The following is a 15,049-nucleotide window of genomic DNA, read 5'->3' as shown; positions in this document are numbered from 1 at the left end:
CGTTTTGTTACAAATTTCGCAGGCAGTCTAACGCAGCGCCTGGCGTTTGTCAGCCACGAGCGTCCGTCATGCCTTCGGCGCGCAAATGCAGTACCCGGTCGGCCTGTTCGGTCGCGGCCAGTGAGTGGGTCACGAGCACCAGTGCGCTGCCATGTTCGCGGGACTGGTGCACCAAGGCCTCCATCACTTTGGCGGCTGTGCCGGGGTCCAGGTTGCCGGTGGGTTCGTCCGCCAAAATAAGCGCCGGCTGATGCACCAATGCTCGGGCGATAGCAACGCGCTGTAACTGCCCGCCGCTGAGTTGCTGGGGCAGTCGTGCGCCCAGATCGCCCAAGCCCACGGCCTGCAGCATGGCGTTCACACGGTCCGGTTCATCACGTCCCAGAAGCAGTAACGGGAGAGTCACATTCTGGGCGACGTCGAGGTGCGGCAATACATGAAAGGCCTGGAATACAAATCCCACACTCTCCCGGCGCAGCAGCGCGCGGCCGTCGTCGGAAAGGGTGCCAAGGTTCTGGCTCGCGAGTTCCACCGTACCGCTGTCCCAGCTGTCCAAACCCGCCATGCAGTTGAGCAAGGTGGACTTGCCCACGCCGGACTCGCCCACGATAGCGACAAACTCACCAGGCGCCACGTCCAGATGGACGTTCTTGAACACCGGCGTGGTGCCGTAGTGCTTGGCCAAACCGGAAATGCGCAGAATCATGGGGTCTTCCGTTGACGTAGCGCGGCGCGTACAGCAGCCAGCAGTGCGCTTTGCGCGTCGGGCTGGTCTGCCGCAATCACTTGGCGCTGCGGCATGGAGCGCAACCACGTAATCTGCCGTTTGGCGAGCTGGCGTGTCGCGAAGATACCTTTGTCGCGCAGCTCGGCCATGGGCGAGGTGCCGGCCAACGCTTCCCATGCCTGGCGGTAGCCCACACAACGCATGCTGGGCAGGTCGGGGTGCAAGTCGCCCCGGGCCATGAGGGTTTTGACTTCATCCAGAAAACCGCCTTGCAGCATCAGGTCAAAGCGCTGGGCGATGCGCGCATGCAGCCAGGCGCGATCCTCCGGTTCCAAGGAAAAAAGGGCACTGGCGCCCGTATTGTCTGCGCGAGCAGCTTCTTTTTTGATAGCGTCCTGCTGCGCATGAAAGGTGGAGAGTGGCTTGCCCGAGACACGGTACACCTCCAGCGCACGCTGGATACGCTGGCTGTCGGCTGGTGCCAAGCGGGCTGCGGTCACCGGGTCTACCGCAGCCAGTTGGGCGTGCATGGCGGGCCAGCCCAAGTCTGCGGCTTCGGCCTCGAGGGCGGCCCTGACTTCGGGGCTGGCTGCGGGCATGTCATCCAGCCCGTCAAACAAGGCTTTGAAGTACAGCATGGTGCCGCCCACCAGCAGCGGCAGTTTGCCGCGGGCGTGGATGTCTGTGATCAATGCCTTCGCGTCCTTGAGAAACTCGGCAGCGCTGTAGGCCTCCAAGGGGTCGCGGATGTTGATCAGGTGGTGGGGCATGACGGCCAGCTCATGGATTTCGGGTTTGGCAGTGCCGATGTCCATGCCCCGGTAGACCAAGGCGGAATCTACGCTGATGATTTCGGCGCCATGCTCCGCTGCGATGGCTAATGCGGCGGCGGTTTTGCCGGCAGCGGTGGGGCCGGCCAGGCACAGGTAAAAAGGCAAAGCTTGGCTCATGCACGGCCCCCCACTTGGATACGCGACCGCGTCACACGCTGGAGCAAGAGCAGCAGTCCGACGGCAGCCACGGTGAGACCCACCACCAACGCGATCCAAAACCCTTGGGCGCCCATGGCCTGCGCAGGCCGCCATGGCAGCCACTGTGGCGCCAGACCCAGCACGCAACCCAGGGGCAGTGAGAAACCCCAGAACGCGGTGAGGTGTATCACCATGGGGCTGCGGGAGACCTTATAGCCCCGGATGGCACTGCTGATGACGACCTGCGCAGAGTCCGACATCTGGAACACCGCCGCCAGAAACAGCAACTGGGCAGCCAGTGCTGCCACGTTCGCATCGTTCGTGTAAGCCCAAGCAATCTGGTGTGCGCCTGCTGCAATGCCGATGGCAGACAGCAGCCCGAAGCCCAGCCCGGCCTTCACGCCCACCCAGGCCCGGAACTTTGCAGCGACTGGATCGCCTGCGCCCAGGCTTTGGCCCACGCGGGTGAGCAGGGCAATGCCCAGACTCAGGGGCACCATGAACACGAGGGAAGTGAAGTTCAGGGCAATCTGGTGGGCGGCCACTTCCCGGCTGCCGAAGCCGGCAATCAGCAGGGCGATCAGGCCGAAAGCGCTGGTCTCGGCAAAGTAGGTCACCCCGATGGGGAAGCCTAATCTCCACAAAGCGGCAAGTTTTTCGGGATGCGGGCCTTCCCATTGGGCGAAAGGCCAGGTGCTGCGGTAGGCGGGTGCCAAGCGCATCCACACCAGCAGACCCAGGAAGTTGAACCACACGCAGATGAGCGTGGCCCAGGCACAACCCAGGCCCCCCAGCCGTGGAAAGCCCCAGCTGCCGAACACCAGCAGCCAGTTCACCAGAATGTTGAGCAGCAGTGCCGCCACCGACAAGACCATGAGCGGCTTGGTCTGGTTCAGGCTGGCGCTGTAGCCGTAGAGCACCCGGTAGCAGGCAAACGCCGGAAGCGCGAAGCTGATGATGAACACAAAACCGGTGGCTACCTCGTGCACGTGTGGCTCGATGTCCATGTAGTCGAACACCAGTGCGGAGAGCTGGGTCAGCACCATAGCCACGGTGCCCACGCCCAGCGCTTTCCACATGCCTTGGCGTACCAAATGCGGCACTTGCGTGAACTCTCGAGCACCCACATGGTGGGCCACCATGGGGGCCACGGACATCATCAGGCCCATGAGCGTGATGATGACGATGTTCCAGATGGACACCCCCAGCGATATGCCTGCCAGGTCGTGGGCCGACGCATGGCCTGCCATGGCCACGTCCACCACCGACATGCCCACATTCGCCAGCTGCCCGATCAGGATGGGCCAGGCCAAAGCCCAGAGAGCCGCGAGTTCAGTGCGGGTGTTGGTGCGAGGAGGGACTGATTCAGGCGGGAGGGGGCTTGCAAGCGGGGCGGTCATGTGCCGGCCATTTTACGGGGCACCTTCCGCTTTGCGGGCGCCGGCAAGAGTGGCCTTGCGACGCGCTTGCGTGGTAGCTTGTTCTGCCAAAAAAAACAGCGCCGAAGCGCTGTTTTTGTGAGGACTGGCGGATGCTTACTTGCCGTCGCGCGCGGACACCGCGGTATCCGGGAAGTCACTGAACAAGCCATCCACGCCGAGGGCATAAAAACGCTTGTATTCGGCCTTGGGGTCACCCTTGTAGTCAGACAGCAAGCCGGGGGCTTCGCTGCGGAACGTGTAGGCGTGCACGAACAAGCCGGCGGCGTGGGCGTTCTTCACCACGTCAGTCGGGGGCAGGGCCACGCGATCAGCGTCGGTGATCTTGCCGTCGCCATTGAGGTCGCGCGGTTTGCCGTCAGCACCCATCACATGGGCGGCGCTGGCCAGATAGGGCTTCCAGGGGCCGATGCCATCTGCGTAGGTTTTGACTTCCGCCAGACCTTTGGGCGTCAGCAGGTCGGGGAAGGTGCGGCTGTCTTTGGCTACAGCAAAGTCATAAGGCTTGTCGAAAGGAGCGACCAGTGTCACATTGCCTTTGGAGTCCACATCGTCCGCATCCACCAATTGGAGCAGGCGCACTTGGGTGAGCTTGCGCAGGGCTTTGAGGTTGGATACCTCAAACGACTGGATGATGACTGGAGAGTCTTTCTTGGTGTAACCGTATTCGGCCAGCAGGGCCAACAAGCGTGGCTCGATGGGCAGACCGGCATCCACGTGGTAAGTGGGGTGCTTGGTCTCTGGGTACACGCCGATGGTGCGGCCGGTACGTGCCGACTCGGTCTTGGCAAGCTCCAGAATTTCGCGGAAGGTCGGGATCTGGAATTGGCCATCAAACGACTTGTCGCGCGCAGCATTCGGCTGCTTGGCGCGCAGGGTGCGCAGCTCGGCGAGGGTGAAGTCGGTGACGAACCAGCCGGTCTCGTTCACGCCATCGACCTTGCGGGTGGTTTTGCGGCTGGCAAATTCGGCGCGGGTGGAGACGTCGGTGGTGGCGGTGATGTTGGGTTCGTGGCGGGCTACCAGCTCACCGTCTTTGGTGACGACCAGATCAGGCTCGATGAAATCGGCACCCATTTCAATGGCCTTTTTGTAAGACGCCATGGTGTGTTCGGGCAAGTAGCCGCTGGCACCACGGTGGCCGATGACCAGGGGCTTGGCGCCATTCAAGGTGGGGTAGCCGCTGGTGGCTGTACCCATGGTGGTGCAGGCAGCGAGCAAGGTCGCGATCGACACAGCGACAGCAGTAGCTGCAAAACGGATGGTTTTCATGAAGTCCCTTGTTGTGAAATAAACCAACGCGGGATCATGGTGGGGCCGGATGACTGTTGCGTGACATGACCTAGGGCTTGGCGTCAATCAGGTCCAGCCAACGTTGAAGGGGGTTGAAGCCGGTGATCAGCGCGCTGGCCACCAGCACAAGGCTTCCGCCCAGCAGCAAGCCGTGCCCTAGTTCCTCACCCAAAAAGATATGCCCCCACAACACTCCGAACACCGGCACCATGAAGATGGGGCTCATCGCAGCGACCGGTGTTACGTGACGCAGGATCCGCAAATGGGCCCAGTAGGCCAGGCCCGAGGTGGCGATGCCCATCACCGCCACTGCGCCCAATGCCTGCCAGCTGAAGCGGGCATCCGGCAAGCTGTAGGCAGCGCCGGGGAGCAGCATTCCCAAAGACAAGACGTGAATGCCCGCTGCAATTTGCAGAGGCTGCATGTGGCCCACTGCACGTTTGGTGATCGGGGTGGAAAAGCCATAACAGGCTGACGCCGCTACACAGGCCAGCACCGCCAGCACCACTTTGAGCGAGGGCTCCACAGGCCCCAGGCTCACGATCAGCGCCACCCCCGCAAAGCCGCAGGCGCAGCCCAGGAGCTTTTTGAAGGTGATAGTGTCCTCGCCCATGCGGGCGGACGCAAACATGCCAAAGATTACCGCCGTGGAGTTCAGCAGCGCGCTGTAGCCCGCAGGCAGTTGCAGCCCGGCCCACGCGAATAGCAAGAATGGCATGGCCACTGACAAGGCGCCGATGGCGGCCAGGGAACGCCAGTGTTGCCATGCCCAGCGCTGGCCCATCAAGCGCATCAGTACGGCCAGAGTGGCGGTAGCCATGGCCACCCGCAGCAGGGCGAGCACGTTGGGGCCGAACACCGGGCTGGCAATGCGGATGAACAGGAAAGACGCGCCCCAGAGTGATGACAGCGCCAGCAGCTGCAGGAAATATTTGGTTTTCATGGGTGCTGACATTGTGCGTTGGTTGATGTGGGTCAAGGTTTTCGCGGCCGCTTTTGCAGGTGGCATCAGGATAATTCCGGGATGACGTTTTCCGCCGTTCCCACCCCCCCAAAAACACCTGAACTCTTGGCCCCTGCCGGCTCGCTGGCCATGTTGCACACCGCGCTGGCTTTTGGTGCCACCGCAGTGTATGCGGGGCAGCCCCGCTATTCCTTGCGCGTGCGCAACAACGACTTCGGCAGCCTCGACGTGCTGCGCGCGGGCATTGAGCACACGCACGCGCAGCGCAAAAAGTTTTACCTGGTGTCCAACATCTTTCCGCACGGCAACAAGACGCAGAGCTATGTCAAGAACATGCAGCCGGTCATTGACCTGAAGCCCGACGCCATGATCATGTCTGACCCCGGCCTCATCATGCTGGCGCGCGAAGCCTGGCCGGAGATGGAAATTCACCTCTCGGTGCAGGCCAACACAGTGAATGCAGCGGCGGTGAAGTTCTGGAGCAAGGTGGGTATCAGCCGCGTGATCCTCTCGCGCGAGTTGTCGCTGGACCAGGTGGCCCAGATTCGTCAGGACTGCCCGGACACCGAGCTGGAGGTGTTTGTGCATGGCGCGCTGTGCATTGCCTATTCGGGCCGCTGCCTGCTCTCGGGTTACTTCAACCACCGCGATGCCAACCAGGGCAGTTGCACCAATTCCTGCCGCTGGGACTACAAGACGCATGCGGCTCAGGTGGATGCGAGTGGTGATGTGCTGAGCCCTCAGCGCAGCGGCCACACCTGCGGACAGGGCAGCACAGTGCCCGCCGAGGCCCATCAAAGCATTGCTTACTTGCTGGAAGAGAGCCAGCGCCCCGGTGACTACATGCCCATCGAGGAAGACGAGCACGGCACCTACGTGATGAACTCCAAAGACCTGCGCGCCATCGAGCATGTGCAGCGCCTGGTGGAAATCGGCGTGGACTCGCTGAAGATCGAAGGCCGCACCAAGAGCCCGTATTACGTGGCCCGCACTGCGCAGGCTTATCGGGCAGCCATTGACGACGCCGTGGCCGGTCGCGCGCTCAACCCCGAGCTGCTGGGCCAGCTCGAAGGCTTGGCCAACCGGGGTTACACCAGCGGTTTCTTCCAGCGGCACACGCCTGAGGCCACCCAGAACTACTTGCGGGGCTATTCTGAGAGCGGGCGCAGCCTGTACGTGGGCGATGTGCTGGCGTTTGACGCAGCACGGGGCTTGGCACAAGTGAACGTGCGCAACAAATTTGCGGTGGGCGACCGGTTGGAAATCATCCACCCTGCAGGCAACGTGGATGCGACCCTGACCCGCATGGAAAACGCAGAAGGACACGCCATGCACCTGGCCCCCGGTAGCGGGCACACCGTATGGGTGGACTTGCCAGCAACCAGTGCAGGCGCGTTTGTGGCGCGCTATGTGGCCGGTGCAGAGCCGTCTGCTTCTGCCCAGATGGCAGGCGCACTGCTATCAGTTTAGGAGCTGCTTGCGCATGTGGGGTGTGCGCTAGCTATCGTTTTGACGATGAACTTCAATCTTTGAAGTGGCCTAGAAGCAATGCCCTTCTTTGGGCGGCATCGAATTTTTCAATCGCATAGCGGAGCGTGGTGCGGGGCAGGGCAGCGTAGTGGGTTTTCAGGAAGCCAAGTAGACGGGCTTCGTCCCGCTTTCCCACCTCACGTAACATCCATCCGCAGGCTTTGTGCATCAGGTCGTGCGGGTCAGTGAGCAGCTGGGCATAAAGCTTGAGCGCATCGTTGAAGTCGCCTGCACGGATAAAGGCGAAGGTGCTGAGCACTGCGATGCGCCGGTCCCACAGTTCAGGGGAGTTTGCGAGTTCCCAGAGGATGCCCCTGTCGCGCTTCAGCAGATACGGGCCGCTGATATAGGGCGCCGAGCCGTCCACCAGGTTCCAGTTGTTGATGCGGTCGCGGTGCTGCATGAAGCATGCATACACCGCGGTCTGCACATCCGCCTTGCCCTTGGTGAAGCGCCTCACCATCACATCCAGGGCCAGTAAGCGCACCTCGTTGTAAGGGGACTGCAGCAATGCCGCGCAGTCGGCTAGCGTGAGGGTGTTGAACTGGCGCGCGATCTCGCGGATCACCGGCACGCGGATGCCCAGAAACTGGTCGCCTTCGCCATATTGGCCCGGGCTGCTTTGGAAGTAGCGTGCCGCCGTGGCAGCTTTGCCGGTGTCGGCCAGTGCGAACAGCGCTTTCTCGGCCGCTCGGGCCTCAGGGCTCAGGCCGGGCACTTGGGTGTGCATTTACCGTCCGCGCAAGAACAAGCCGTCCAGCTCCTTGAGCGTGAGCTGGCGCCATGTGGGGCGGCCGTGGTTGCATTGGTCGCTGCGCTCGGTGGCTTCCATGTCGCGTAAGAGCGCGTTCATCTCTTCGAGGGTCAGCTTGCGGTTGGCGCGTACCGCACCGTGGCAGGCCATAGTTCCCAAAATTTCATTCTGGGCTCGCTGGATGACAGTGCTGGCGTCATGTTGCGCCAGCTCAGCCAACACACTGCGGGCCAGCTCCACTGCGTCGCCTTGCGCCAGCGTGGTGGGCACGGCGCGCACGGCCAGGGTTTTGGGTGAGAAGGGGCTGATCTCCAAACCCAGAGTGTTGAGCGTGGCCACATGGGCTTCAGCGGTGGCCACTTCATCGGGGGTGGCGGCGAAGGTGGCGGGGATGAGCAGGGGCTGGCTGGCCAGTGGGTGCACAGTGCCGTCGGGGGCGGTGAGGCTGATTTGCTGTTTGAGTCGCTCGTAAACGATGCGTTCGTGTGCGGCGTGCATGTCCACGATGACCAGACCTTGGTTGTTTTCAGCGAGGATGTAGACGCCTTGCAGTTGGGCAATCGCTCGGCCCAGGGGCCAGGCTTCTTCGCTCGCCAGACGGCTGGGTGACTGCGCGCTCTGCTCCGTGTCCCCCGCCCGCTTTGCGGGCTCCTCCTTGACCTGCGCAGAGCCCGCAGTCGCCCAGCCATTTTGGGTTGCTGGGTTACGCTGCCAGAGCAGGCTGATGTCGTTGACGCGGTGGCCTATCAGACCTTCTTCTGCTTCGAATTTGATAGCTGGTTGCGCACTGTACATGGGCGCTACGGGCTTGTTGGGTGTATAAGTTCCCGGTGCGGGCAGGGCGCTGCCTTCGCTGGTGGTGCCGAAAAGGCTGGGCGCTTGGGTCTGGCCCGCTGTGGCGCCAGCTGCGGCTGCAGCGCGTGGGGCAGCCAGGGTGTCTTCCACCGCATGGCGCACGGCCTGGTGGACTTCGCGGCTGTCGCGAAAGCGCACTTCAATTTTGGTGGGGTGCACGTTCACGTCCACGCGCGTCGGGTCCATGGCCACGTAGAGGGCATAGACCGGTTGGCGGTTACCGTGCAGCACGTCTTCATAGGCGCTGCGGGCCGCGTGGGTGAGGACCTTGTCGCGCACAAAGCGGCCGTTGACGTAGCAGAACTGCTGGTCGGCGCGCGAGCGGGCGGCGTCGGGCACACCCGCGCGGCCCCAGACGCGAAGGGCCGGTTGGCCGAATTCGTTGGCTTGCTTGCTGTGCCAGTCCACCCGCACGCTCTGCGCCAGAAACTCCGGGCCCAATACATCGGAGAGGCGTTGGTCCAAGGCGGCGAGTGCGGCGTCCACCGCCGCATCCGCCAGCGGCACATCCAGGCAGCGGCGCCATTGCTCTACCAACTTGCCTTCGTGCCAGATGGCAAAGCCCACGTCGGGGCGAGCTAGGGCGTGGCGGCGCACGGATTCGATGCAATGCGCGAGTTCGGTGGCGTCAGTTTTAAGGAATTTGCGGCGCGCAGGGGTGCTGTAAAACAGCTCTTTGACCTCAACGGTGGTGCCCTGGCCCCGCGCCACCGGGCGCAGTTCGCCGGTACGGCCATCGAGCAGATAGGCATCATTCAGGCCGCTGGCGCGCGACAGGATTGCGCAGTCCGCTATGGAGTTGATAGCGGCCAATGCCTCACCCCGGAAGCCCATCGTGGCCACGCTTTCCAGGTCCTGCAGATTGCCGATCTTGCTGGTGGCGTGGCGCTTGAAGGCAATGGGAAGCTCATCGCGCAGGATGCCTTGGCCGTCGTCTTCCACGCTGATGAGGCGCACCCCCCCGGCCAGCAGGCGCAGGGTGACTTGGGTGGCACCGGCGTCCAGCGCGTTGTCTACCAGCTCTCGCACCACACTGGCGGGGCGCTCCACCACCTCACCGGCTGCAATCTGGCTGATGAGTTCGTCGGGGAGTTCGCGGATGGGGCGGCGGGGGGCGGTGGTCAATGGTGCGTTCACACAGGCATTTTAGGCGCCCGACCTTTTTGTAGTGGCACCGTGGGCTCTGCATTAGGATGACGACACACCAGGCGTTTCACCGCGGAGGACATTCATGGAGTTTTGGCAGTATCTGCAAGCCGGGCCATGGGGCGATTTGCAGGCGTGGCGTTGGTTGGCGAGCCGGTTTGTAGGCAATTTTCTGAATGAAGGCGTCTTTTATCTTGTGGCGGCCAGCCTCGTGTGGGGGCTTTTGCATGTGGCACTGCGCAGGCGACTGGCACACCGGCTCATTGCGCAATGGCCAAGCTCCGCCGATGTGCGCCGCGAGATGCTTTACTCGCTCAGCACCCTGTTGGTGTTTTCCGCAGTGGGCCTGGCAGTACTCGCGGCCGTGATTTCTGGCAAGGCTGAGGTGTACTTCCAAGTGCGTCAGCACGGCTGGGCATGGTGGGTGCTCAGTTTTCCGTTGATGTTGCTTTGGCACGACTTCTATTTTTATGTCACTCACCGGTTGCTCCATACCCGCTGGTGGTTCCGGCATGTGCATGGGGTGCACCATCGTTCGCGCAACCCGTCCCCTTGGGCAGCGTATTCCTTTCATCCGGTAGAGGCATTGATCAATGCGATGGTCACGCCGCTGGCCCTGGCGGTGGTGCCTTTGCATGTCAGTGTGCTGCTGGCATTCACAGTGCACCAGATTCTCCGTAATGCGCATGGGCATGCCGCTGTAGAAACCATGCCTTCGGGATTTACCCGCCATTGGTTGTGGGGGCGATTCACCACCACCACCCATCATCATTTGCACCATGAGACCGCCAAAGGGAACTATGGCCTGTGGTTCACCTGGTGGGATCGCTGGCTTGGTACGGAGAGTGGGCAATATCACCAGCGTTTTGCAGAAGTGACTGGCAGGGCACAGCCATAATCAGGCCATGGACATCATCAGTACCCTCTTTGATTTCATCCTTCATGTAGACAAACACTTGGAGGTTTTTGTGCAGACCTACGGCCTGTGGGTGTATGCCTTGTTGTTTGCCATCATTTTTGTGGAAACAGGAGTCGTGGTGATGCCGTTTCTGCCGGGTGACTCATTGTTGTTTGTAGTGGGTGCCATGTGCGGTGTGGGCTTGATGGACTACACCATTTCCGTCAGCCTATTGTTCGCGGCGGCCGTCTTGGGTAACCAGAGCAATTACACGATTGGACGCTTCATCGGGCCCAAAGTGTTTCAGTGGGAAGACTCCCGCTTCTTCAACAAGCAGGCTTTCAATCAGGCGCATGCGTTTTACGAAAAGTACGGCGGAATCACGATCGTGGCAGCACGCTTCATGCCTTTTCTGCGAACCTTTGCGCCTTTTGTGGCCGGCGTTGCACAAATGACACGTTCTAAGTTCACTTTTTTTGACGTGACAGGTGGAGCGCTGTGGGTAGGCGGTATCGTGACGATAGGCTACTTCTTCGGAAATTTCCCCTGGGTAAAGGCGCACTTGGACAAAATCATCTGGGCCATGATCCTTATCCCCGGTTTCTTTGTGATGTTGGGAGCGCTGAAAAGCCGGGCCAAGCGGCCAGCCTGAACTTATCTGACCACTGTGCAAAAACTTGTTGGACCTCTGCTAGAGCGACTGACGACTTTCGTCTTTCCTTTCCTGTTGATCGGACTGGCCGCTGTTGCGTTAGTGATGCAGGCCGGTCGCTTCGAGAACTCTGCAGGGCGACAGCTGGATCTGCGAGTCTGGGAGGACAGTAGTCCGTCAGGCACTTCGAGTGCGCAATTGGCTTCAGCCAAGCTGAATGCTGTTCCGCCCACAAAACTCCTGGAGACCCATCTTTCGACACGGCCGTTCTGGATCGCTTTGAGCGTAGCCCGCGATACGCCCGTCATCGATTTTCCGTCCCGGCATGCAATGGCGTTGTCCTGTTGGGATGCGGAATCGGGCGTGGTTCTGGGATCAGGAAATAGATCTACCACGGATCGACTCATGTCGACCAGCAGGGCCGGTTTCTCTTTGGACTTGGAGGGTGTCGCTACCCGATCGCTGCTTTGTATTGCAAGCTTCCGGGGTCCAGCCAAGATTTCGGCGGAAGGCTGGACGCATGAGTCGCTAGAAAGTAGCCAGTTAGCACATCACCGCACCGGGATCATGATTGAGGCGGCGATCGGAATGCTGGCAGTTTTCATGCTCTTGACCGCGCTAGTCAACAAAAGCCGTTTGTATCTCACATTCGTTGGCTGGTTGCTCTTGAACATGCGTATGGCAGGTATCTCTGCGGGAACCGATTTCGTGTTTTTCGGTTATCAGATTCCTGCGGACTACCTGATAGCGGTGAGACAACTCACGGTTTGCTCGTACTTTGCAATCACCATCGTTTTGTTCAACTTGCTATTCAGCAAGGAGCTGAAAAAATTCGCTTTTCAGCTGCCACTGCATGTCTTGCAAGTGTCTGCATTGACTGCGCTTGTCTTGGGACCCCTTCTTCCATTTGAGGCGATGTTGGTTGGAGTTTGGCTGGGAACAGTGACTGGTGTCGCGGTCATTTTTTGTTATTTGATACTCATCTTGGTCGGCAACCATTCACGGGTTGCTGGATGGTATGTCGCTTCTATGGCAGTGACCTTGGGCGCAAGCCTTAACGAAGTGATTGCTGCTGCTTTAGACCAGCGGGCATTGCTTATTGGGTTAAACAGTGTTTCTGCGGCGATTGCCTCTGCACTTTTGGCATCCGCTGCAGTAGCCGAGCACATGCGAACGCATCGTCTTCAGACATTGAAAGCCCAGCAATTGCTTGAGGCTGCTTATCAGGGTTCTCCAATAGGCTTGTTTTCCGTAGGTGACGGCGTCCTCATCAGCAAGATGAATCCCGCATTTGAATCATTGATGAGGGTAGAGCCAAAAAGCAGCCCTATCCGGTTGCCGGATTTTTTTGATTCCGAGACGGTAAAAAAAATTGCTGCTCTGCATCTTGAAAAAGCAGGTGAAACCATCGAATTACAAACCAGCGTTGAGAGCGAGGACGGCCTCACAAGACGTTGGTTTGCGATCCGCGCATCCACGGTAGACGGCAGCATTATTGAATGCTCCTTACAAGATATCACCGAGCGTGTTTCCGCCACAGAGCGGCTGGAATTTTTGGCCAGCCATGATCCACTTACCGGGTGCCTGAATTTGCGGGGCTTGGGGCAGCAAGCGGGCGCCGCCCAACAACGTCCAGTGGCCTTGGCGTATTTTGATCTGGACAGGTTCAAGCTGATCAATGATCTGTATGGTCACACCGCAGGTGATTTGGTTCTTAAGCAGGTGGCTGAGCGCATGCGACGCGTTTTGCAGCCCGGGGATTTATTGGCCCGCATTGGCGGTGACGAATTCGTTGTCGTTTTCTATCAGGGCAACATGCCGGAATGCGAGGTCAAGTGCAACACCATCACTACGCTGATCGGCTCGGCACCATTCCAGATTGAAAGCCAGAGCTTTGCGTTGGATGTATCTGCCGGCCTGGTGGGTACTGATCAGTTCAAGTACTCGGAACTCAAAGAGATTGTTTCCGCTGCAGATACCCTGTGCCGGATAGCCAAGAAGCGGTCCCACCAGCGCATGGTGGTCATGCAGTCCGGGGACCGGTTTTTCCAACAGCACCAGGATGAGTTGGACCTCATCAATTGCCTGGAGCGTGGAGAAACGCCCGAGGGCTTGTTCCTTGTGATGCAACCGGAGGTGTCGCTCAGCCGGCCCTTTGATTCTTTGAACTTTGAGATGCTGATTCGCCTTCGCAAGGCGGATGGCACGATAGTGCCTGCGGGCACCATCATTGAAGCCGCAGAGGCCCATGGCAAAACCGCCATCATTGACCGTTGGGTGGTGAATACGGCTATCCGTTGGCTAGAGGCTCACACGCACGAACTGCGCAACACCCATTTCGTGGGGGTGAACCTTTCCGGGGGCTCACTCAATGACGAGCTGTTCACCGAAGAGTTATTTGCGTTGTTTAAGCAGCATCCGGTAGCGCTCGAAAAAATCTGTATCGAGATTACCGAGACAGTGGCCATCACCGATATGCGCAATATGCAGCGCTTCATTGACCGGGTGCGCTCTATGGGCGGCAAGGTCGCACTGGATGACTTCGGAGCCGGATACTCGTCTTTCGGCTACCTCAAAGGTTTGTCGGTGGATTCCCTGAAGCTGGATGGTTCATTGGTCCGGGACGCTGTCAGAAGCCAAGCCGGACAAGCCATCATCGTGGCCATCGCTGGCTTGGTAAGCAGTCTGGGCATGAAGTCAGTCGGCGAGTTCGCGGAGGACCTGCCTACTATCAAGGTGCTCTATGAAGCAGGTATTGACTATGCCCAAGGTTATGGCCTTAGCAAACCGGTCGAGGCGGACCGGATCCTGGCTGCAAGAAGTGGTGCGGATTTCGTTGAAGACCTTGAAATACTCGCGTTCCTGAAGCAATTGCAAAGTCAAGAGGAACCTAGCATGCGCTTGTTCTCTGATTCGGCTTTTTCTTCTGTTCAGTAGCGACGACTGTAATTATTGGACCCTGTTGAAAGCGGCTGCTACGGGTTCTATTGCGCGTGTAAACAGAGTTGAATTCTCGGGAGTGACGGCCAAAGGTCGCGCTTTAGAAAGATCGATATCGGGATGAACAGTTTCAAATACGAAACTGTGGAGCGGATGCTGATGGGTCAGCCAAAGTGCATTGGCTTCTTGAGGCGAAAAATACATCACGCGGTGTGGAACCATTCCGGCATGTTGCATGGGAAAGAACATCGACTTTTCCGAAACGTCAGAGAAAAGTAGCCAGTCATAAATCTTGTCTACTGGTTTCCGGCCGGCAGCTAGCATCCAATTCACGCCCTGTTCCATGCAGTACTGATGAAGTGCTTTAAACAGTGCGGACCTGACTAGTGATCCCTGAGAACTACCTTTAATGCAAAGGCGAGTAGTTTCGACCATCAATGTATCGTCGAACTTTTCAGGGAGAGTCATGGAAGCCTCCAATGGCAGCGGTGCCATCACATTGGCATGGGTGCGCAAGGTGCCGAGTACGGAGCCGTCGAGTTTGGAGGTGGCGACCAGCACTTCGCAGCCGAGTTCAAAGTCGGCGGCCTCTGCTTCACGCAACTTGGAGCCTAGCTCAGGGAGGTGTTTGCCATAGGAGGCAGCACGCAACTGCACAACGCCCTCCATCTGTGCCTCGGAAGCCACTTCGATCTTGAACGGCAAAATCTCGGTGCGTGCGACCGCAGCTTGAATCCTCTCCACCAAAGCCATGACAACCTCCCTTCCATTGCGTTGAAGAAAAGGTCAGTCTAGGGTTCCTACTTAGTTCCAAAGAGCCAATCAACGCCTGCTTTGGGGCACAGTTTCTCGCCAAAAACAAAACAATCAGTTTTCTTGA

General features: G+C 59.5%; 12 protein-coding genes. 4 read left to right on the top strand and 8 right to left on the bottom strand.

Annotated features, from left to right (window positions below; all coding sequences use genetic code 11):
- Positions 1–49 precede the first annotated feature (49 nt).
- From AEP_RS05720 to AEP_RS05700, 5 genes are all read right to left on the bottom strand, one after another.
- On the bottom strand, positions 50–706 hold the full coding sequence (locus tag AEP_RS05720) for an ABC transporter ATP-binding protein (RefSeq protein ID WP_087494495.1): 657 nt from the start codon (positions 704–706) through the stop codon (positions 50–52).
- Positions 703–1,677, bottom strand: a complete 975-nt coding sequence (gene miaA / locus AEP_RS05715; RefSeq protein ID WP_087494494.1) for a tRNA (adenosine(37)-N6)-dimethylallyltransferase MiaA — start codon at positions 1,675–1,677, stop codon at positions 703–705. Before miaA ends, AEP_RS05720 begins: the two co-directional genes overlap by 4 nt.
- The gene (locus AEP_RS05710; protein WP_087494493.1) at positions 1,674–3,098 is read right to left on the bottom strand and encodes an MATE family efflux transporter; all 1,425 of its coding nucleotides are present in this window, start codon (positions 3,096–3,098) and stop codon (positions 1,674–1,676) included. Before AEP_RS05710 ends, miaA begins: the two co-directional genes overlap by 4 nt.
- Before the next feature lie 135 nt (positions 3,099–3,233).
- Positions 3,234–4,409, bottom strand: coding sequence for a glycerophosphodiester phosphodiesterase (locus AEP_RS05705; RefSeq protein ID WP_087494492.1), 1,176 nt, complete (start codon positions 4,407–4,409; stop codon positions 3,234–3,236).
- Positions 4,410–4,479: 70 nt separating this feature from the next.
- Positions 4,480–5,373: a DMT family transporter gene (locus tag AEP_RS05700; RefSeq protein ID WP_087497203.1), complete on the bottom strand. Its 894-nt coding sequence runs from the start codon at positions 5,371–5,373 to the stop codon at positions 4,480–4,482.
- An 81-nt stretch (positions 5,374–5,454) separates the two neighbouring features.
- Between AEP_RS05700 and trhP the strand changes: the two genes are divergently transcribed.
- Positions 5,455–6,864 carry a prephenate-dependent tRNA uridine(34) hydroxylase TrhP gene (trhP, locus tag AEP_RS05695; RefSeq protein ID WP_087494491.1) on the top strand — a complete coding sequence of 470 codons (1,410 nt, stop codon included), beginning with the start codon at positions 5,455–5,457 and terminating at the stop codon, positions 6,862–6,864.
- 52 nt (positions 6,865–6,916) lie between these two features.
- On the opposite strand, the gene AEP_RS05690 is transcribed toward trhP, so the two are convergent.
- Positions 6,917–7,654 (bottom strand): DNA alkylation repair protein, encoded by a 738-nt coding sequence (locus tag AEP_RS05690; protein WP_087494490.1) that lies wholly within the window; start codon positions 7,652–7,654, stop codon positions 6,917–6,919.
- Positions 7,655–9,670: a DNA mismatch repair endonuclease MutL gene (mutL, locus tag AEP_RS05685; RefSeq protein WP_087494489.1), complete on the bottom strand. Its 2,016-nt coding sequence runs from the start codon at positions 9,668–9,670 to the stop codon at positions 7,655–7,657.
- A gap of 94 nt (positions 9,671–9,764) precedes the next feature.
- Here mutL and AEP_RS05680 point away from each other — a divergent pair, with 94 nt between their 5' ends.
- From AEP_RS05680 to AEP_RS05670, 3 genes are read left to right on the top strand one after another with little or no spacing between them, the layout of a single operon-like run.
- Positions 9,765–10,577, top strand: a complete 813-nt coding sequence (locus AEP_RS05680) for a sterol desaturase family protein (RefSeq protein ID WP_087494488.1) — start codon at positions 9,765–9,767, stop codon at positions 10,575–10,577.
- Positions 10,578–10,584: 7 nt separating this feature from the next.
- Positions 10,585–11,229 carry a VTT domain-containing protein gene (locus AEP_RS05675; RefSeq protein WP_087494487.1) on the top strand — a complete coding sequence of 215 codons (645 nt, stop codon included), beginning with the start codon at positions 10,585–10,587 and terminating at the stop codon, positions 11,227–11,229.
- Between the two features lie 15 nt (positions 11,230–11,244).
- On the top strand, positions 11,245–14,166 hold the full coding sequence (locus AEP_RS05670) for an EAL domain-containing protein (RefSeq protein WP_157673060.1): 2,922 nt from the start codon (positions 11,245–11,247) through the stop codon (positions 14,164–14,166).
- Between the two features lie 12 nt (positions 14,167–14,178).
- Here the strand turns inward: AEP_RS05670 and AEP_RS05665 are convergent, their stop codons facing one another.
- Complete coding sequence (locus AEP_RS05665) at positions 14,179–14,922, bottom strand: N-acyl amino acid synthase FeeM domain-containing protein (protein ID WP_087494485.1); 744 nt, start codon at positions 14,920–14,922, stop codon at positions 14,179–14,181.
- Between the last annotated feature and the right edge of the window lie 127 nt (positions 14,923–15,049).

The organism is Curvibacter sp. AEP1-3, from assembly GCF_002163715.1.
In the GTDB taxonomy this organism is placed as follows: domain Bacteria; phylum Pseudomonadota; class Gammaproteobacteria; order Burkholderiales; family Burkholderiaceae_C; genus Allorhodoferax.
Note: the sequence above shows the minus strand (reverse complement) of the source record. Positions and strands in the feature narration are given on the sequence as shown.